This window comes from Ruegeria sp. BI7 (assembly GCF_056537925.1).
This window is the reverse complement of the sequence record NZ_JBQFSK010000009.1, coordinates 95,431-113,790: the sequence shown is the minus strand read 5'-3', so window position 1 is coordinate 113,790 and position 18,360 is coordinate 95,431. Positions and strand designations below refer to the sequence as shown.

General features: G+C 53.0%; 16 protein-coding genes. 8 read left to right on the top strand and 8 right to left on the bottom strand.

Going from position 1 to position 18,360, the window contains the following annotated elements:
• Window positions 1-326: 326 nt before the first annotated feature.
• The 4 genes from xylA to xylF all read right to left on the bottom strand — a co-directional run bounded on the left by xylA (window position 327) and on the right by xylF (window position 4,828).
• Window positions 327-1,634 carry a xylose isomerase gene (gene xylA, locus ACR0JB_RS17680; RefSeq protein WP_170507094.1) on the bottom strand — a complete coding sequence of 436 codons (1,308 nt, stop codon included), beginning with the start codon at window positions 1,632-1,634 and terminating at the stop codon, window positions 327-329.
• Window positions 1,635-1,643: 9 nt separating this feature from the next.
• Window positions 1,644-2,447 (bottom strand): ATP-binding cassette domain-containing protein, encoded by an 804-nt coding sequence (locus ACR0JB_RS17675; RefSeq protein WP_170379765.1) that lies wholly within the window; start codon window positions 2,445-2,447, stop codon window positions 1,644-1,646.
• Window positions 2,447-3,745, bottom strand: coding sequence for a sugar ABC transporter permease (locus ACR0JB_RS17670; protein WP_480790144.1), 1,299 nt, complete (start codon window positions 3,743-3,745; stop codon window positions 2,447-2,449). Before ACR0JB_RS17670 ends, ACR0JB_RS17675 begins: the two co-directional genes overlap by 1 nt.
• Before the next feature lie 63 nt (window positions 3,746-3,808).
• Window positions 3,809-4,828: a D-xylose ABC transporter substrate-binding protein gene (xylF, locus tag ACR0JB_RS17665; protein WP_155150139.1), complete on the bottom strand. Its 1,020-nt coding sequence runs from the start codon at window positions 4,826-4,828 to the stop codon at window positions 3,809-3,811.
• 151 nt (window positions 4,829-4,979) lie between these two features.
• On the opposite strand from xylF, the gene ACR0JB_RS17660 reads away from it, so the two are divergent.
• Both ACR0JB_RS17660 and ACR0JB_RS17655 read left to right on the top strand, forming a co-directional pair.
• Window positions 4,980-6,197 carry an ROK family protein gene (locus ACR0JB_RS17660; RefSeq protein WP_480790143.1) on the top strand — a complete coding sequence of 406 codons (1,218 nt, stop codon included), beginning with the start codon at window positions 4,980-4,982 and terminating at the stop codon, window positions 6,195-6,197.
• Window positions 6,187-7,698, top strand: coding sequence for a CRTAC1 family protein (locus ACR0JB_RS17655; protein WP_170397438.1), 1,512 nt, complete (start codon window positions 6,187-6,189; stop codon window positions 7,696-7,698). The genes ACR0JB_RS17660 and ACR0JB_RS17655 overlap by 11 nt, the downstream gene beginning before the upstream one ends.
• Here the strand turns inward: ACR0JB_RS17655 and ACR0JB_RS17650 are convergent, their stop codons facing one another.
• From ACR0JB_RS17650 to ACR0JB_RS17635, 4 genes are all read right to left on the bottom strand, one after another.
• Entirely contained in the window at window positions 7,699-9,000 is a 1,302-nt protein-coding gene (locus tag ACR0JB_RS17650) for a cytochrome-c peroxidase (protein ID WP_170397440.1), read from the bottom strand.
• Between the two features lies 1 nt (window position 9,001).
• Window positions 9,002-9,949 (bottom strand): aldose epimerase family protein, encoded by a 948-nt coding sequence (locus tag ACR0JB_RS17645; RefSeq protein WP_170425521.1) that lies wholly within the window; start codon window positions 9,947-9,949, stop codon window positions 9,002-9,004.
• Window positions 9,946-11,403 carry a xylulokinase gene (gene xylB, locus ACR0JB_RS17640; RefSeq protein WP_170397444.1) on the bottom strand — a complete coding sequence of 486 codons (1,458 nt, stop codon included), beginning with the start codon at window positions 11,401-11,403 and terminating at the stop codon, window positions 9,946-9,948. The genes ACR0JB_RS17645 and xylB overlap by 4 nt, the downstream gene beginning before the upstream one ends.
• 231 nt (window positions 11,404-11,634) lie before the next feature.
• Window positions 11,635-12,414, bottom strand: coding sequence for an MOSC domain-containing protein (locus ACR0JB_RS17635; RefSeq protein ID WP_254437425.1), 780 nt, complete (start codon window positions 12,412-12,414; stop codon window positions 11,635-11,637).
• Window positions 12,415-12,801: 387 nt separating this feature from the next.
• Here ACR0JB_RS17635 and ACR0JB_RS17630 point away from each other — a divergent pair, with 387 nt between their 5' ends.
• The 6 genes from ACR0JB_RS17630 (at window position 12,802) to ACR0JB_RS17605 (ending at window position 18,353) form a co-directional block, all read left to right on the top strand.
• Window positions 12,802-14,121 carry an ABC transporter substrate-binding protein gene (locus ACR0JB_RS17630; protein ID WP_170351994.1) on the top strand — a complete coding sequence of 440 codons (1,320 nt, stop codon included), beginning with the start codon at window positions 12,802-12,804 and terminating at the stop codon, window positions 14,119-14,121.
• Window positions 14,122-14,200: 79 nt separating this feature from the next.
• The gene (locus tag ACR0JB_RS17625; RefSeq protein ID WP_170332156.1) at window positions 14,201-15,148 is read left to right on the top strand and encodes a carbohydrate ABC transporter permease; all 948 of its coding nucleotides are present in this window, start codon (window positions 14,201-14,203) and stop codon (window positions 15,146-15,148) included.
• A complete protein-coding gene (locus ACR0JB_RS17620; RefSeq protein WP_010442361.1) occupies window positions 15,145-16,083 on the top strand; it encodes a carbohydrate ABC transporter permease in 939 nt (312 codons plus the stop codon). Before ACR0JB_RS17625 ends, ACR0JB_RS17620 begins: the two co-directional genes overlap by 4 nt.
• Entirely contained in the window at window positions 16,080-16,268 is a 189-nt protein-coding gene (locus ACR0JB_RS17615) for a hypothetical protein (RefSeq protein ID WP_010442360.1), read from the top strand. The genes ACR0JB_RS17620 and ACR0JB_RS17615 overlap by 4 nt, the downstream gene beginning before the upstream one ends.
• 2 nt (window positions 16,269-16,270) lie before the next feature.
• On the top strand, window positions 16,271-17,368 hold the full coding sequence (locus tag ACR0JB_RS17610; protein WP_170397446.1) for an ABC transporter ATP-binding protein: 1,098 nt from the start codon (window positions 16,271-16,273) through the stop codon (window positions 17,366-17,368).
• Window positions 17,361-18,353 (top strand): ABC transporter ATP-binding protein, encoded by a 993-nt coding sequence (locus ACR0JB_RS17605; protein ID WP_170397448.1) that lies wholly within the window; start codon window positions 17,361-17,363, stop codon window positions 18,351-18,353. The genes ACR0JB_RS17610 and ACR0JB_RS17605 overlap by 8 nt, the downstream gene beginning before the upstream one ends.
• The last annotated feature ends 7 nt before the right edge of the window (window positions 18,354-18,360 follow it).

Below are 18,360 nucleotides of genomic sequence, written 5' to 3'. Positions count from 1 at the left end.
TCTGATGTCGAACATTCACTGCTTTTCTGGTCCAACTATGACGGTTGGGTCAGGTTCGTGTGACGTTCAACTGGAAATGTGGAACGCCACTGATAATTGACTCAATCGACGGTCAAAACTTCAATAAATCGGTCATTTACGTCACTCATTTGCGACCCAAACGTCAATCATTTGTGACCCAAAACGAATTGAGGCCATTCAACCATATTAAGGAGGGGTTTTGTCTATATGGACGGGTTATGAACAAAACCTCCATTCGTGCCCTCAGCACCAAAGACGGCTTGGCATGACTTTTGACAGCAGTGGAAAACACCCAAATTTGGCAGTTAGACAAATCTGTTCACATAATTCTCTAGTATTTCCTGGCGTCCAGATTGCGGCTCTGGGTTTATTCCTTCATTTAAAACGCGAGCGGAAATTTCATCCAGACTACTGCCTAACATGGCCTCCGCTTTGGGAGACTTCCAACCGGAGTAGCGTTGCGAAAGCGCGTTTTCCAATCCTCCATCTTCAATCATTGCAGCCGCTGCTTTCAAACCACGTGCGCATATATCCATTCCGCCGATATGAGCCGCCGCCAGATCGACAGCGTCAATCGATTGCCGGCGAATTTTGGCGTCGAAATTTGTGCCGCCGGTGGTAAAACCACCAGCTTTCAGAATGTAATAGTAAGCTAGGGCAACTTCCGGTGTATTGTTCGGGAACTGGTCTGTATCCCATCCGGATTGGTAGTCGTTGCGGTTCATATCAATCGAACCCAGCATCCCTTCAGCAGCCGCAACCGCAATTTCGTGCTCAAAGCTATGCCCGGCAAGGATCGCGTGGCCCTGCTCGAGATTTAGTTTCACTTCGTTCTCCAACCCATACTTCCTGAGAAAACCGATGCAAGTAGCTGCGTCATAGTCGTATTGGTGCTTGGAAGGCTCCTGAGGTTTCGGCTCAACAAGAATGGTGCCTTTGAACCCGATCTTATGTTTGTACTCTACGACCATGTTCAGAAAACGGCCCATGTGGTCCAATTCAGTTTTCAGGTCCGTGTTCAGAAGGGTTTCGTAGCCCTCACGACCACCCCACAGAACATAGTTTTCACCGCCTAGTTTGTGAGTTGCATCCATACAGGATTTCACTGTCGCTGCAGCGAACGCAAAAACGTCGGGATCAGGATTGGTACTGGCGCCAGACATCCAGCGACGATGACTGAACATATTGGCCGTACCCCAAAGCAGTTTGGTGCCAGAAACTTGCATCTTTTCACCGATATAATCGGTGATTTCTTCCAATGTGCGCAGGTTATCGGCAAAATTTCCCTGTTCAGGCCGGATATCAGCGTCGTGCCAGCAAAAGAATGGCTGCCCCAAAATTTCAAACAATTCGAATGCAATATCTGCCTTCTGGCGGGCCCGGCCCATATCGTCCTGAGGATACCATGAGCGTTCGAACGTAGGTCCACCAAAGGGGTCTCCACCCTCCCACGCGAATGAATGCCACCAGGCCACCGCAAACCGCAGATGGTCCTCCATACGCTTGCCCATGATGATTTCATCCGGGTCGTAGTGACGAAAGGCCAACGGGTTCTTGCTGTCCACACCTTCAAACTGGACCTTCTCGATCCCTTCAAAAAATCCACTTGGCATTTCTGCCCCCTACTCTGCTTTTTGTGCTGGCTGCTTGCCGAGAATGATCATGGACAATAGATCGTCATCAGTTACGTCTGCGATATCGACCGTCCCAACCAGTTTTCCGTTCTTCATGACCGAGGCGCGGTCGCACAGTTCCATGACGGCATGCACGTCGTGATCGATCAGAAATATCCCGATGCCTTGCGCCTTTAGCTGGTGGATCAGATCCGCCACCATCTGAGTTTCATGCGGCCCGAGCGCTGCTGTCGGCTCATCCATGATCAGAATACGTGCGTTGAAGTAGACAGCCCGAGCGATCGCCACTGATTGTCTTTGCCCACCCGACAAGGCGGAGACCGGGTCATTGAACTTCTGAAAGTTCGGGTTGAGCTGAGCCATGATCTTTCGGCACTCGGCCTCCATGGCTGCGTCGTTGACCAAACCAAAAGGCGTCGTCATCTCGCGCCCTAGGAACAGGTTCGATGTCGCGTCCAGATTGTCGGCCAAGGCGAGCGTCTGATATATCGTTTCGATGTTATTCGCCCGGGCGTCACGGGGATTGCCAATCTCGACTGGCTTGCCATCAATCAGGATCTCACCGTGATCCATCTGATAGGCGCCGGACAGAACCTTGATCAGAGTGGACTTCCCGGCCCCGTTATGGCCAAGCAGGCCAACGACTTCACCCGGATAGAGATCGACCGACACATGGTCGACGGCCTTGATCCCACCGAAGGAAATCGAGATGTCGCGCATCTCGACCAATGGCGGCGCGCCTGACCCACGCCCAGTGCCGGAAGGTTTTTTCTGAGTATCCTGAGCTTGCATCACTTGGCCCCCAGTCGCTTGCGGTAAACGATGTCGATATAGACGGCCAACACGAGGACGCTGCCGACAACGATGTTCTGAAACGGCGCGTCAACGCCAACCATTGCCATGCCCGATTGCAGCGCCTGCATGATCAATGCACCCAGGATCGCGCCATAGATGGTGCCGATGCCGCCCGACAATGCGGTTCCTCCGATCACTGCAGCGGCTATGACCCGAAGTTCGTCGAGCGTACCAATGTCGTTCGAATGGTTTGCCAAGCGGGCCGAGGCGACCACCGCGGAAACGGCGCACAAGAAACCCATCAAAGCAAAGATTTTAACGGTCAGCAGCCGAGTGTTGATACCCGAAAGCTCTGCCGCATCTGGGTTGCCGCCAGTGGCAAAGATGTACCGACCAAACCGGGTTTTCCGTGCCACGATCGTCAGGGTAACCGCGACTATGATTAGTATCAGGACAGAAATTGGTATGCCGTATCCGACGACCAGCCCCTCTGGCATTGTCTCTCCGCGCGCTTCGAACATACGTTGCAGTCGGCGCGTCGGTATGGCGTAGCTGTTTACGATGTAAACGTACCCAAGGATGGCGATTGCGATTATCCCGGCCAAAGTGGCCTCGGCCCAAACAGGTTTTACCGGGAAACCATGTGACGCTTTTGCGCGTCGCCCACTCCACAAAGCCCAGATGGCAATCGCAGTAGCGAACAATCCAAACAGCCAGCTTGTCGTCGTTCCCAATGTCCCGTTGGTCCCGCCAAACATCAGGAATGTACTATCCAGAGGACCAATCGTCTGGCCGCTGGTCAAATACCACGCCACGTTTCGCCAAACCAGAAATCCACCAAGCGTAACGATGAACGCTGGTATCGTCAGATAACCAACCATCCAGCCATGAAACGCACCAATCAGTGTGCCGACAAACAGTCCGACAACGATTGTGATCGCCCAGGTTGCCGGGTTGTTCAAACCCATCCCAAGTATTTGCGGCAAAAGCTCGGTTTGCGTCATTGCCATCACAGCCGAGGTTGTTGCCAATAGCGCGCCAACCGACAAGTCGATGTGTCGCGTGACGATAATGAACACCATCCCACATGCCATAATGGCAACCGAAACTGTCTGAATGGACAGGTTGAATAGATTGCGCGGCGTCAGGAACCTTCCATCTGTGAAGATGTTGAATCCGATGCACAGGATGACAAACGCGCCGATCATTCCCACAAGTCGCATGTCCAGTTCCAGTTGCTGGAACAGGCTGGGTTTCGCTTTTTCAGGTATCGGCTGAGACGAAGTTTCGGTCATTTCCGATCTTTCATATTCAGCATTTGCCCCAGGCCCAGACTAAGAGGCCCAGGGCTGAGTGGTTTAGTTACAAGGGGCAGGTCCGTTTTCAACGCCTTGGCAAAGATCTTCCAGCGGGATCCATCCGGCATCAACAACCACGGACAAGTTGTCCTTAGTGATTGGAACAGGCGCTAGGAAAACCGAGTTCATCTCGGTCCCACCCGGTGATGTCCAGCTAACTGCGCCTTCGACATCAGCAGGGCTTGTCCCACCGCTCAATGCGACAGCGATTTCGCCAGCGGCCTTTCCAAGTTCGCGAGCATCCTTCCAAACCGAAACCGTCTGCGTTCCCAGTGCGACACGGTTCAATGCTGCGTGGTCGCCGTCCTGACCGGAAACCGGAATGCCTTCCATGCCCTGTGCGGTCAGCGCAGCAACAACACCGCCTGCAGTACCGTCATTTGACGCAACAACCGCATCCACGTTGTTCTCATTCGCGGTCAGGATCTGCTCCATGTTTCGCTGCGCGTTCGCCGGCAGCCAGCCATCCGTATAGGCCTCACCAACGATTACGATGTCACCGCTGTCGACGGCTGCTCCGATGATCTCTTGCTGACCACCGCGCAGGAAATCTGCGTTCGGATCAGTAGGAGAGCCTTTGATCATCACGTAGTTGCCCTTGGGCATGGCTTCAAAGACAGCCCGGGCCTGCATTCTGCCGACCTCCACGTTGTCGAAGGTCAAATAGAACGCGCGGTCGTCCTCAATCAGGCGATCATAGGCAATGACTGGAATACCTTCGTCCGCCGCCGCCTGAACAGCCGGTCCGATTGCCTGCGCGTCCTGGGCCAGAATAATAAGCGCGTCTACACCCTGGGCGATCAGGCTTTCAATGTCCGAAAGCTGCTTTGCGGAAGACGACTGCGCGTCTGCCGAGATGTACTCGGCACCCCCTGCTTCAAGCGCCGATTTGATGGCCGCTTCGTCTGTTTTCCAACGCTCTTCCTGAAAGTTCGACCAGCTTACGCCGACCACTGGCTCTGCGAATGCGGTCGAAGCCAACAAAGTGGCCACAGCCGAAAAGCTGAGAATTCTCTTCATGATTTCCTCCCATTTGCCGAGCCATCGCATTTCGATTCGCGGCTCTCACAAATTTGAATACCATATTTATTTCAGTCGGTAAAATATTTACTCTACAAGACGCACCCAAATTCAAATAGATTGGATCAACAGCAAGATTCGCGAGGACAAGATGCTGAAAAGCAAAGCCTCTCCAGTTTCTTTGGAACAAAGAAATACGACCCGCTTACGGGTATTGGAGCACATCAGAGCCAAGGGGTCCGTCTCGCGGATCGATATTGCATCCGCCTTGCAAACCAGCCCTGCGACTGTCACCGCCGCCACGGCTGATCTCATCTCGGCCGGGCTGGTCAAAGAGACTGAAAGCCAAGCACAGTCAAAGTCGGGGAAGAGAGGCAGACCCAGAGTATTGCTGCAATTGGACGGCCAGATGCACCTTGTGGCCGGCCTCAAGGTGGCTCGGCAAGTAATCTCCGTTATCTTGGTCGACTTTGAAGGTAACGAAGTCGCATCCCATAAATATGCTCTGGATCACGCCAGAATGTCGCCGCAAGTATTTGTTTCGGCGATCCGCGAAGCTCTTGAAGAAACCTGCAGTCAGATCGATCGTACTGTCGCTCATTTGGCAGGTGTTTCTATCGGGGTGGCTGGACTGGTCGATGCAAACAAGAATTTTGTCCACTGGTCATCCTCGATTGCTGAGAGAAACATTGATTTCAGCCACTTGCTTTCAAATGAGCTGCCCTGCCCCGTATTCGTCGACAACGACGCCAATCTTGTCGCCAAGGCCGAACAGCTTTTTGGCTTGGGTAAGGGTTTAAAGAACTTCCTCGTTGTTACGATCGAACACGGTGTTGGCCTTGGCATCGTATTGGATGGCAAACTATACCGTGGAGAACGAGGCTGCGGCGCTGAGTTTGGGCACACCAAAGTTCAACTTGACGGAGCCCTTTGCCAATGCGGTCAACGCGGATGTCTAGAAGCCTATGTGGGCGACTATGCTTTAATCCGCGAGATGACAGTCACCGGTCACACCAACGACATGGAAACCGTTTCCGACATACATGACCGCGCCGACTCAGGTGACGACAGAGCTTCGTCAGTGCTTGCCCGCGCAGGTCAGATGTTTGGCCTCGGGATTTCCAACCTGATCAACTTGTATGACCCAGAGTGCATTATCGTCTCGGGGGCACAAATGAGCTTTGAGCATTTGTGTTCCAACGAAGTTATGACCCGCATTCAAAACGGCGTTGTGAATGTCGATGCACCTTTGCCCCAGATCAAAGTTCATCACTGGGGTGACATGATGTGGGCCAAGGGGGCGGCAGCCTATGGAATTGAACAAATCTCAATTCTCAAGGTCAAGGAGCTGACGGCGAATGCGTCTTGAGTTTGCGATATTTGCGACTTTGGCCACAGTTGCGAATGCGGACACTGTTATTCCCCAGTTTACAAATGTGGATGTACCAAAACATGCCTATGATGGCGGGTGGGAGCATTTTGTCGGCGGTGGTGTGGCCGTTTTCGATTGCAATGGGGACTCGCTGCCAGAACTCTTTTTGGCTGGCGGTTCCAACCGGTCTCAACTGTTCATCAATACCTCGAAGGAACAGATAGCATTTCAGGCAAAGACGCCTGAAGGTCTTTCACTGGCCGGTGTGACCGGCGCCTACCCTCTCGACGTTGATAGCGACGGCATAGTGGATTTGGCGATTTTGCGTGTTGGCCTAGACCTGCTTCTTCGGGGCGATACCGACTGCCAATTCAGCCCTTTCACTGAACTCGGGTTTCAGTCCGAGGATCACTGGACCACAGGTTTCTCGGCAACATGGGAAAGCGGGCAAACTTTACCGACCTTGGCGTTTGGCACTTATGTTGATCGATTTGATCCCGAAGGTCCTTTTGAATCCTGCGGGCCAACCCTTTTGTACCGCCCAGAAGGCGACTTGTATCACGAGCCATTGCATCTTGAGCCCGGCTACTGCTCACTTTCTATTTTTTTTTCGGACTGGGCCCGAACTGGCCGCGCTGATCTTCGCGTCAGCAACGACCGTCACTACTATGTTCGCGGCGGTCACGAGCAGTTATGGGCGATGGAACCCGAGCCTCGGCAATACTCGGAAGACGAAGGCTGGCTTCCATATTCGATCTGGGGAATGGGGATCGCCTCTCGCGACCTTACAGGAGACGGATTTCCCGAAGTTTATCTGACCTCGATGGGTGACCAGAAACTCCAGATTTTTGACCCAGTGACAAACGGCCCGACCTGGCTCGATGCAACTTACGAAAAGGGTACGACCGCTCATAGACCGCATATCGGCGGAGACGGAAGGCCATCCACCGGGTGGCACGCACAGTTTGGCGACGTCAACAACGACGGCCGGGACGATATATTCGTGGCCAAGGGAAACGTAGATCAGATGCCCGATGCAGCTCTGAACGACCCCAATAACCTACTACTACAGAACTCCGATGGACAGTTTATTGAAGCTGCAGCAGATGCCGGTGCTGCTTCGATGGCTAAATCTCGTGGTGCGGCGATTGCTGACCTGAACAACGATGGGAAGCTGGACCTGGTGGTCGTCAACCGAGGTTCTGAGCTAGAAGTCAGCCAGAACACTTCTCAAGGTGGCAACTGGCTATTGCTGGATGTCACTCAGGATCAATCCAATCACGCAGCGATTGGTGGATTTGTTGAAGTCAAAACCTCGCTGGGTGTTCAGACCCGCGAGCTAACAATCGGCGGCGGTCACGCTGGTGGCATCGCTGGGTTTCAGCATTTTGGGCTTGGGAGTGAGGACCAGGTGCAGGTTCGTATGATCTGGCCGGATGGTTCGAAAGACGAGTGGTTGGACTATCAGCCCAACCAAATCATACGTCTTCACCGCTGATTACTTTTCAACCGGTAACCCACTTGGAACTTGGTCGGGCACACCTAGCCGCTCTGCCGGGTCTTCAAGGCTTGCCAGAAATCTGAGAAGAGCGTCGATTTCCTGATCCGTCAGGCTTACTTTCGACAAGCTGTTGCTTTGGGCAATCGCACCCAAGTGCTGATTATCCGACATTGCCCTTTGGTCGTCAGAGCCGGGGAAGTCCGGCAAGGTGGCCATCTCGATCGAGTAGTTTCGCAAGGACGCCACCGGGTCCAGATGATGGCGTACCATATCCTCAAGTTCAGCGTAGGCTCCGTTGTGTCCGTACGGAGCTGTCAGAGTCACGTTGCGCAAAGATGGCGTGCGGAAAGCAAACGCGTCGCCGGGATCACCGGTCACGCGAAGACGCCCGTCGTCCCTGACATGGTTTTCAAATCGCGCCGCCTTTCCCGGGCCGATCTGCGGCAGTGCCATCGAATGAAACTTGTGATCCGTCTGAAACCAGCCCGAATGGCAGTTGCTGCAGCCACCTTTTCCGTAGAACAGGCCCATGCCAACTTCGGCCTCTTCTGGCAATTCAGCCTCACCTCGCATCGCGCGATCGAAGAGGCTGTTATCCGCGCGCCACTCGAACGCGATAAAGTCCGCGATTACGTTGGCAATTGCCGTGAACGTAATTTCATCATCCGGCGCTAAGTCCTCAAACCTCTGCTCGTACTCTGGAATGGCCGCAACACGTTCTGCAATCAGATCCCACGCACCGCCTTGCTGTGTCAGAAATCCGAGGCGAACCGCTTTGCTCACGTCATTCTCAGAATAGTGACCCGCCATTTCGTCTGGCGACAAAACCGGGAACATCGCCTGTGCGGCCAGCGCGGACTTGAAACCAGACCGCATATGAGTACCCAACGGGGTTCTGATACCATCAGGTTGCGTTGTGTCTACCTCTAGTCGCCCATCATGAAAAAACGTCGTGAACTCAGTGGCTCCAAGGTTCCAAAGCCCTGGTGAGTTTCGAGGAATACGTTGTTCCGGGGTGTTCTCTCGGTCCAATGTCCGCTCTGGACCCAACCCAATTCCCCCTTCCCCTATACCAAGGGAAACACCATCGGACGTGCCAAGCCTGGGATGATGACAGGTCGCGCAGCTAATATTCTTGTTGCCAGACAAAATCGGGTCATAGAACAGCAAACGCCCCAGCTCAGCACTTCCAAAGTCAGGATCAAGAAACTCCGGCAAAGGACCAAGCGATTGGGCACGCGCACCACCCACCGCTGAGATTGTTAAGCCGAAAGCCAAGAATAGCGAAACTGCTCTCATGTCATTCCTCAGACACCTCTAAGATAAGTTCCTGCCGATACGGATTCTCCGGAGTATAGATGATTGAAGGAAACGACGAGATATTCGGTGCGTTGGGATGACCCGATGGCTCGATACACACACCACGTGAAGCGCGACGCGGTTTGGTCAGCTCATAGCCTGAATAAACCTGTGCTCCGGGTTGGTCTGAGTAGACGGTCAACGCAAGGCCAGAGAGTGAAGTGATTTCCGCTACCAGAGTTTCTGGGTCGCGATCGTGATCAAAGCAGAAATAGTGATCGATCCCTTCAGTAGCACTTCCAATCGTTTTGGGCGTCGAAAAATCCAACCGGTTTTCGTTGGTCGCAAGCACCTTGCCCGACGGAATACCCTGATCGTCGATTTCCAGATACCGATTTGAAGCGAGTTTCAGCTTATGCCCGTCTACGCCATCTGCAGCACCCAAAGTGTAGTAGTTGTGCTGCGCAATGCTTATCGGCGTCGGCCGGTCAGGCTGTGCAGTTATTGAATAGACCAAGCGTGAGCCCTGTAGGCAGATCCTGACTTCGAACCTGATATTCCCTGGAAAGCCGCCCTCTCCGTCGTGAGAAACGTAGCTCAGCGAAACCTCGTTCTGTACAATCTGTTCGAGTTCCCAAAACTGTTTAGACAGCCCATCGTCGCCGCCATGCAGGGTGTTTTTGCCCTCGTTGGCGTTTAGTTCAAAACTGGCGCCATCCAAGTCAAACGCCGCGCCGCTGATCCGGTTGGCAACGCGCCCAACAATTGCGCCCAGGTAACGCGTATCGGCGAGATACTCATTTGGGTCCTCGAACCCAAGGATGAGCGGGACGTCCTTGTACCACCAACCCTGCGTGATAGCCCCATAGTTCAGGACCGAAACACGCATATCCCCGTCCGTAATACTAGCAGCTTCAATCCCAGAGGCTTTACCCGTTTCTGGTTTCATCTTACTGCCAGCGGCGCAAGAGCCTGATAGAATTGCTTGTATCTCTGGTATTCGTTTTCGTAGGCGTCAATCAGATCGCCGCGTGGTTCGATGCGTTCCTGAATTTCCGGCGGCGTCATGATTTGCGCTGGTTCCGCATCGTTGGCTGCACATATCGCGAGGCGCGCAGCGCCCATTGCGGCACCGAATTCGCTGCCTTTTGGCAATTCCAGCGGAACTTGTAAAACAGTAGCCAAGGTTTCCAGCCAGAACCGAGATCGCGCGCCTCCCCCAACTGCCATAAGGCTATTTGGCTGGGTTCCGGTGCTCTTCAGTGCTTCCAGGCAATCTCTCATTCCAAAAGAAACACCCTCCATTACGGACTGGGTCAACTCAGCGGGTTCCGACGAGATGTCCACGCCCAAAAACGCGCCTCGGATATGGCTATTGTTATGCGGCGTCCGTTCTCCTGACAGATATGGCAGGAAGGTGATCGCTGCAGGTCCGTTCAGTTTTTCAGGCATAGCTGAAGCGAGTCTTTCCACGGGTTCGCCCAGATTGCGAGCAAGCCAGTTCATGCTGTTCGTTGCTGAAAGCATGACACCCATTTGTATCCACCGATCAGGAACCGCATGACAAAAACAGTGCACGGCTGTTTCCGGATCAGGAGCATAGGCTTCCCGCGCTACAAGCAACACGCCAGACGTTCCGAGTGAGACAAAACCGGTGCCGTCGTTGATGCTCCCGATCCCGCAGGCCGCGGCAGCATTGTCGCCAGCACCTCCAGCCACGACAACCGGATTCGAAAGCCCCCACTCCTGCCTCAAACGGACCTTCAACTCTCCACCCGGATCACTGCCTTCGACCAAGCTCGGCATCTGCTCGACACGCATGTGACCTATGGCCAACGCCCTTTCTGACCACTGCCGAGTGTCAACGTCCAGCCAAGATGTTCCTGCGCTGTCAGACATGTCTGAGACATATTCGCCAGTAAGCCAAAACCGCAAATAATCTTTCGGCAGCAATACCTTGTCTACCTTTGAAAACACATCCGGCTCATGGCTGCGCAACCACTCGAGTTTTGGCGCCGTAAACCCGGGGAATACGATGTTTCCCGATATTGCGCGCATCTCTGACGATTGATCCAGTATCCTCGCCTCATCAGCTGACCGTGTATCGTTCCAAAGAATACAGGGCCTCAATATTTCGCCATCAGAATCCAGTAGTGTAGCGCCGTGCATGTGTCCGCTTAGGCCAATACCTCGCAATTTTGAGAATGCTTGCTGGTTGCCGACGCGAAGCTTCCCAACAACCTCTTCGCAAGCGTTGGTCCAATCCAAAGGATCCTGCTCAGACCAGCCAGGCTTGGGCGTCGAGGTGGAAATTCTGACTTCAGCATCACCGACGACGTGTCCTGTGTCATCTACCAGAATCCCGCGGAGACCTGACGTTCCCAAATCTAAGCCCAGATACATTGAGCACCACCTGTCTAAATATTTTAATGACTAAAATTATTTGAAACAGAGATCTTGTCAAGGCTCCGTCAAAGGAGTGCCCTCAAATCGTTTCTGGATCAGAACGCTCGAACGCGACGTCCTTCGATACCCCGGATAGCCAAAAGAAAGTCAGAGCAAGAGTTGAGTTTAATCATCTGACCGAACATGGCTCAAACCTCTTAGAAAAGCCACTTTGGCAGGAGGCAAGGTTTAAGCGAGTATTTCCCCGGTTTGACCGACCGTTAGCGTTCCACCACTAACCACTTCGACATAGACGCCCATATCCATATGGCCCATCAATTTCCGAATAAGGTAGGGTACTTTCAAGTCGCGCTCGGCCGTTTTCGGGTTCACTTCAGTTGCTGCGCACCTTTTCGTACGTGAGAGTATCTTCAACTCGACATCGCCAAATCTCAAAACTGATCCAACTGCATCCAGCTCAGCAAACGAAGGTAATCCGTCTATCTCAATATTCGCTCGGAAGCGCGCCGGGTGAATTTCTGCGTTCAGTTGTTCGCCCAACTTTTTTACAGAGGCCAGATTCAAAACGGATATCGCGTTCATCATTTGTGGTGATACGACAGATACATCTGTAAACCTATGAGGAGTAGAAGAGACAAACTTTGGAAGCTCTGGATCTTTTAAATCGATCTCTGAAGAAAGGAACTCTGCCGCCTTCTCCCGATCTTCAGACTCTCGCATATCAAAGCGTCGTGTCTTTCCGTTCGCATTGAACTCAAGTGACTGGGATTCAATTTCAAAACCGGTCTGAATGCCTGCCAGTGCAGCCTCGTTCAACAAAACGATAAAACGATCTTTCGGCAGTGGCATTGGGTTCTGCATGTCGAAACCAGAGTTGTAGCGAGCAAATCCGAACAGGCGATCGCCCGGAATGCCCTCTCCTGCTCGCAGCGTCACAGTTCGCATAGGCTCGGAACTCAAGCCTTTTATAGGGTAGCGGTTCAATCGGACGATGGAGAGATTGCTCATACGTCAACACCTAACCAAAAAGAGTTATGCACGGTCCCGAGTTTTTCGCGCTGTTTGACGCTATCTCGAATTCTCAAAGGTATCGACCAAATAATCTTTGAACGCTTCAGAAGCGGGTTCGCTGAACCTGTTGGCCGCATGACGGCTGCGCCCATTTAAGTCGATATGACCATTCAATACTTCGCTGCCAAAAATACATGCGCATCAAGTTCAAAGAACAATTTCTTTAGGAATCAATAGCTAAGAGACATAATTTGCGATCTCCGCTGATCTCTTGAGGTACGAACCTCAAAAATATCTGGACTTGAGGTGCGTACCTCAAATAGCCTTGGATGTATGCCGCGATTCGCACATCCTCGATTGACGGCGCAAAAAAGGGAGGAATGGATGACTTACACAAAACTGGCCTCGGCCAGCGCAATAGTCTTTGCCGCTACTACTCTTTCTACCAAGGCAAATGCTGAAGATCTGACACTCTGTTGGGCTGCATGGGACCCGGCCAACGCGCTTGTTGAGCTATCAAAAGAATTCGAAGCAGAATCCGGCCACTCGATGAACTTCGAATTTGTTCCCTGGCCAAATTTTGCGGACCGGATGCTGAATGAACTGAACTCTGGGGGTAAGCTCTGCGACCTGCTGATTGGTGACAGCCAATGGATCGGCGGCGGCGCCGAAAACGGTCATTATGTCCAGTTGAATGACTTTTTCGACGCTGAAGGCATCAGCATGGACGACTTCGCACCTGCCACAGTTTACGCTTATTCAACCTGGCCCAAGGGTACACCAAATTACTACGCGCTGCCTGCGATGGGTGACGCAAATGGCTGGTTCTATCGCAAGGATTGGTTCGAAAACCCAGAAATCCAAGCCGCATACAAAGAAGCAACTGGTCAGGATTTACGCGAGCCCGAGTCTCAAAAAGAACTATTGCAGATCGCGCAGTTCTTCCAAGGTCGTGAGATCGACGGCAAGACCGTCTATGGGGCAGCAATCTTTACCGAGCGCGGCTCGGAAGGGATCACCATGGGTGTGACCGGAGCACTGTATCCTTGGGGCTTCAAATACGAAAACACCCCGGGCTCATATGATATGGAAGGCGCAGTAAACTCACCGGAAGCGGTTGAGGCGCTGGAGTTCTATAAAGAATTCTACAAAACGGCGACGCCTCCTGGATATACCAACTCCTACATGGGTGAGAGCTTGGATGCATTTAAGTCCGGTCAGGTCGCTATGGCTATGAACTGGTTTGCGTTCTTCCCTGGTCTATATGCCGATCCCAATACAGGTGGTGACAAGATCGACTTCTTCGTGAACCCACCACAAAATCAGCCAGGCTCGACACTCGGCGGACAAGGTATTTCTGTCGTCAGCTACTCTGACAAACAGGACGCCGCACTTGAGTACATTAAGTGGTTTGCACAGCCGGAAGTTCAGGCCAAATGGTGGGAACTTGGAGGCTATTCGGCACATAACTCGGTTCTGGAAGATCCTGGTTTCGTAGACAGCCAACCGTTTGCCGGTGACTTTCTGGAAGCAATGGCTGGAGTTCAGGATTTCTGGCAAGAGCCCGCCTATGCGGAACTGCTGCTGGCAATGCAGAAGCGCATCCACGACTACGTGGTTGCCGACCAAGGCACAGCTCAAGAAGCGCTAGATCTTCTGATCGAAGATTGGACGGAAGTCTTTGAAGACGAAGGCAAGCTGTAGTCTGGAGGCAGCTAGGAGCGGGTGCAATCCCGCTCCACCTTCACCCGTGAGTCCGAAACCAAAAAGAACTGGCAAAGAGATGTCTGACAGGACCGTAGATCGCGTTGCGCAGGCAACGCCCGAGCGAGTTGCGCGAAAAATCCGAGGGTTATCCGACCGCGCGATCGCCTGGATATTCATCTCACCAACGATTTTCTTATTGCTGGCGATCAACATCTTTCCGTTGATCTGGACCATCCAACTAAGCTTTACCAACTACAAGGCCAACCGGATCGGGCGTGAAGTCAAAGATGTCGGGCTCAGGAATTACGAGCGTATCCTGACAGACTCGGACACATGGCTGAATATGCAGGCGACGGCGCATTTCCTGTTCTGGACAATTTTTTTCCAGGTCCTGATCGGGTTTACTCTGGCATGGTTGATCAACAAGAAATTTAAGGGCAACGATCTTTGGACCACGATTATCGTGCTGCCGATGATGCTGTCTCCTGCAGTCGTCGGGAACTTCTGGAAGTTCCTGTATCAACCTCAAATCGGCCTGTTTAACTACATCGTGTCCTGGTTTACCGGCAAGGACCCATCGAGCTTTGAAATGCTGGGATCGGTCACGTTGGCCCCGTGGGCAATCGTGATTGTCGACACCTGGATGTGGACCCCCTTCGTGATGCTGATCTGTCTGGCCGGTCTGCGCAGCATTCCAGACTACATCTACGAGGCAGCTGAGATCGACCGAGCCAGTAAGCTGCGGCAGTTCTTTACGATCACCATCCCGATGGTGTTGCCGTTCCTGATGCTAGCCGTGCTGTTTAGAGGGATCGAAAACTTCAAGATGTTCGACCTAGTGGTTCAGCTAACCGGTGGAGGGCCCGGTTCTGTTACGGAACTCACTTCAATCAATCTCAAGCGGGAGGCTTTTGAAAAGTGGCGTACGGGCTATGCCTCGGCCTATGCGATCATCCTTTTCGTCACCGTGTTCGGCCTTGCGTCGATCTACGTCAAAGCCCTGAACAAGGTGAAACAGAGATGAGTAGTTTTTCCGTCACTGAACCTTCGAACCGGTCCAAGTGGATCGCAGGCTTCTTGGTTATTACTTACGCGCTGATCACGATGATCCCGCTGGTTTGGATTTTGCTAACTGGCTTCAAGTCTCCAGCCGATGCGATCAGCTACCCGCCCAAGGTTGTCTTTGACCCAACGCTTGAAGGCTACGTCAATCTCTTCACCACACGCACGCGGCAGACGCAGGAATTTCTGGAAGCGAACCCACCGCAGAACTGGGCCGATGAGATCGTGCGCCAATACGACATGGTGATTGTCGGACCATCCAAATTCGGTGAGCGTTTTATGAATTCAGTTATCATCGGATTCGGCTCGACGTTCTTGAGTATCTTTCTTGGCACGCTGGCCGCCTACGCGTTCAGCAGGTTCAAAGTCCCACTAAAGGACGACCTGCTGTTCTTCATCCTCAGTACAAGGATGATGCCCCCTGTCGCTGTTGCCATCCCAATCTTCCTGATGTTCAGAAACCTTGGGCTGAGCGACACGCATCTGGGAATGATTCTGCTGTATACGGGTGTGAATATTTCCCTGGCGGTCTGGTTGCTGAAGGGTTTCATCGACGAAATCCCAAGAGAGTACGAAGAAGCCGCCCTCATAGATGGCTACACGAGGTTTCAGGCATTCTACAAAGTGGTGCTGCCGCAAGCCGCGACCGGCATAGCCTCAACAGCTATCTTTTGCCTGATCTTCGCCTGGAATGAGTACGCGTTTGCCGTGCTGCTGACATCCGCGAACGCACAGACTGCACCACCGTTCATCCCGACCATTATCGGTATCGGCGGTCTGGACTGGCCTGCCGTGGCGGCCGGTGCAACGATCTTCCTCATCCCCGTCATGATTTTCACCATCCTGATGCGCAAACATTTGCTGCGTGGGATCACATTCGGAGCCGTGCGCAAATGAGCGACTTTCTAACCGGATTGATGCGGCTCCGCCGCGGCCCATGGGAGATGGTCGCAACCATCCTTATCGCACTGGGTGTCTTTATGCTGATGCAGCCCTTTGTCCTTTGGGCCTTCACCTACTCTTTCATAGTCACGCTGATCGGAACCGTCATGTTCATCATCGTCAGCCATTTCCCGGAGTAGAAATGGCCCAGATCGTAGTCAAAAACGTAAAGAAGATGTTCGGCGACTTCACGGCTGTGCGCGAAAGCTCGTTCACGATTGAGGATGGTGAGTTTTTCATGCTGCTGGGGCCATCCGGCTGCGGAAAGACGACGACGCTGCGGATGATCGCAGGGTTGGAGCTTCCAACGTCGGGTGAAATCTATCTGGAAGGTGAAGAAATCAGCCAGCGGCCGCCATCAGAACGGGACATTGCCTTCGTGTTCCAGATGTTCGCGCTGTATCCCCACATGAACGTGCGCAAGAATATCAGCTACCCCCTGATATCGCAGGGCATGCCGCGTGCTGCTATCAAAGCCAAAGTAGAGGAAGTCGCGGGAATTCTGGGGATCAACGACATCCTCGATAGCCCAGTGGGTGGACTTTCAGGTGGCGATAGACAGCGTGTAGCGCTGGGTCGCGCGATTGTTCGAGAGCCCAAAGCGTTCATGATGGACGAACCCCTTGGTGCCTTGGATGCTGAGTTTCGGGAACACATGGCCGAAGAGTTGCGTGCGCTTCATGATCGCATGGGGGCGACCACTGTGTACGTCACGCATGATCAGCTGGAAGCCATGCAAATGGGCGACAAGATCGTGGTGATGAATAATGCTGTGATCGAGCAATTTGGCACACCTCAGGAAATCTACGACAAACCGGCGACGATGTTTGTGGCGGATTTTATCGGGTCTCCTTCAATGAACTTCCTGCCGTTTCAGGGAAAGGTCGAACCCGGCTCGGAAACGGTTCGACTGAACGGTCATGACGAAGCTGTACCGAGATTGATGGAAGGGGCGGAAGGTGACTTGGTTTTTGGCGTTCGCCCCGAACATGTTTTTCTGTCGGATGCGAGCGAATACAGGGCCAAGGTTCTGGCCGCAGAATACCTTGGAACCACCCAGATCGTAACATTGCAAAGTCCGAACGGAGAACTGAAAGCCCGCATTGATGCACGCGAGGTCGTCAGTCCCGGTGAGACAGTGGGATTGGAGTTCCGCTCCCCCGCAGTAACTTTGTTTGAAAAATCTACCGGGCGCGCGTTGAGGTCCGCTCTGAACGACGAGGTACTAAGCAATGGCTGAAGTCGTTTTGGAGAACATCTCGAAGTCATTCGGCAACGTCACAGCGGTGGATGATATCTCAATGACGATCCCCAACGGTGCCTTTGTGGTGTTGTTGGGTCCGACTGGCGCGGGAAAAACAACGACACTGAGATTGATTTCAGGGCTTGAGAAACTGGATTCAGGAACAGTGCGCATCGCTGGGCGTGACGTTGGAATAGACACTCCCGCTCAGCGCGATGTAGCAATGGTCTTCCAGCAATACTCGCTGTACCCGCATATGACAGTGCGGGAAAACCTGTCTTTCCCTCTGCGGTCGCCGATCCTGAAAACACCAGAGGATGAGATCACGAGGAAGGTAAACGAAGTCGCTGAGATCCTCCAGATCCCGCACAAAATGGACAACAAAGCCACTGAATTGTCTGGCGGTGAAATGCAGCGCGTTTCAATTGGACGGGCGCTTGTGCGCGACCCCCAGATATTTCTGATGGACGAACCGCTCAGCTCTCTGGACGCCAAGCTACGGGCGGATTTGCGGGTAGAACTGAAGAGAATTCAGGCAGATCTGGGATCGACTTTGCTGTACGTGACCCATGATCAGGTCGAAGCCATGACAATGGCGACACATATCGGGGTTTTGGAAAACGGCCGGTTGGTGCAGTACGGAACACCCCGGGACATTTATGAAAACCCGGGCAGTGTTTACGTAGCCAGCCGGTTGGGTCTGCCTCGGATCAACATCTTGCCGTCCGAGTTGTTCGGAGGCGATCACAAAGGCCCGCAGATTGGCCTGCGCCCGGAAAACATCATTGAAGGCGAAGGCAGTGAAGCGCGTGTGATACGCGCTGAACATCTTGGGGATCAAACGCGGTTGCACCTGGACTTAAACGGTCACCCGGTTGTGACCTTGATTGATGTCCATCAGGACTATCCATCTGGAAAATATATAAAAATCCGCCCACACAACCCATTGTATTTTGACGCGTCCGGCGCGCGAGTGAATTAAGGAGCAA

What these genes read in the sequence shown, in the direction of transcription:
- ACR0JB_RS17615 (WP_010442360.1), top strand. Translation starts at nt 16,080, where the DNA reads ATGAGCGACTTTCTAACCGGATTGATGCGGCTCCGCCGCGGCCCATGG.
- ACR0JB_RS17650 (WP_170397440.1), bottom strand. Translation starts at nt 9,000, where the DNA reads ATGAGAGCAGTTTCGCTATTCTTGGCTTTCGGCTTAACAATCTCAGCG.
- xylA (WP_170507094.1), bottom strand. Translation starts at nt 1,634, where the DNA reads ATGCCAAGTGGATTTTTTGAAGGGATCGAGAAGGTCCAGTTTGAAGGT.
- ACR0JB_RS17655 (WP_170397438.1), top strand. Translation starts at nt 6,187, where the DNA reads ATGCGTCTTGAGTTTGCGATATTTGCGACTTTGGCCACAGTTGCGAAT.
- ACR0JB_RS17625 (WP_170332156.1), top strand. Translation starts at nt 14,201, where the DNA reads ATGTCTGACAGGACCGTAGATCGCGTTGCGCAGGCAACGCCCGAGCGA.
- xylB (WP_170397444.1), bottom strand. Translation starts at nt 11,403, where the DNA reads ATGTATCTGGGCTTAGATTTGGGAACGTCAGGTCTCCGCGGGATTCTG.
- ACR0JB_RS17605 (WP_170397448.1), top strand. Translation starts at nt 17,361, where the DNA reads ATGGCTGAAGTCGTTTTGGAGAACATCTCGAAGTCATTCGGCAACGTC.
- ACR0JB_RS17630 (WP_170351994.1), top strand. Translation starts at nt 12,802, where the DNA reads ATGACTTACACAAAACTGGCCTCGGCCAGCGCAATAGTCTTTGCCGCT.
- ACR0JB_RS17670 (WP_480790144.1), bottom strand. Translation starts at nt 3,745, where the DNA reads ATGACCGAAACTTCGTCTCAGCCGATACCTGAAAAAGCGAAACCCAGC.
- ACR0JB_RS17635 (WP_254437425.1), bottom strand. Translation starts at nt 12,414, where the DNA reads ATGAGCAATCTCTCCATCGTCCGATTGAACCGCTACCCTATAAAAGGC.
- ACR0JB_RS17675 (WP_170379765.1), bottom strand. Translation starts at nt 2,447, where the DNA reads ATGCAAGCTCAGGATACTCAGAAAAAACCTTCCGGCACTGGGCGTGGG.
- xylF (WP_155150139.1), bottom strand. Translation starts at nt 4,828, where the DNA reads ATGAAGAGAATTCTCAGCTTTTCGGCTGTGGCCACTTTGTTGGCTTCG.
- ACR0JB_RS17620 (WP_010442361.1), top strand. Translation starts at nt 15,145, where the DNA reads ATGAGTAGTTTTTCCGTCACTGAACCTTCGAACCGGTCCAAGTGGATC.
- ACR0JB_RS17660 (WP_480790143.1), top strand. Translation starts at nt 4,980, where the DNA reads ATGCTGAAAAGCAAAGCCTCTCCAGTTTCTTTGGAACAAAGAAATACG.
- ACR0JB_RS17645 (WP_170425521.1), bottom strand. Translation starts at nt 9,949, where the DNA reads ATGAAACCAGAAACGGGTAAAGCCTCTGGGATTGAAGCTGCTAGTATT.
- ACR0JB_RS17610 (WP_170397446.1), top strand. Translation starts at nt 16,271, where the DNA reads ATGGCCCAGATCGTAGTCAAAAACGTAAAGAAGATGTTCGGCGACTTC.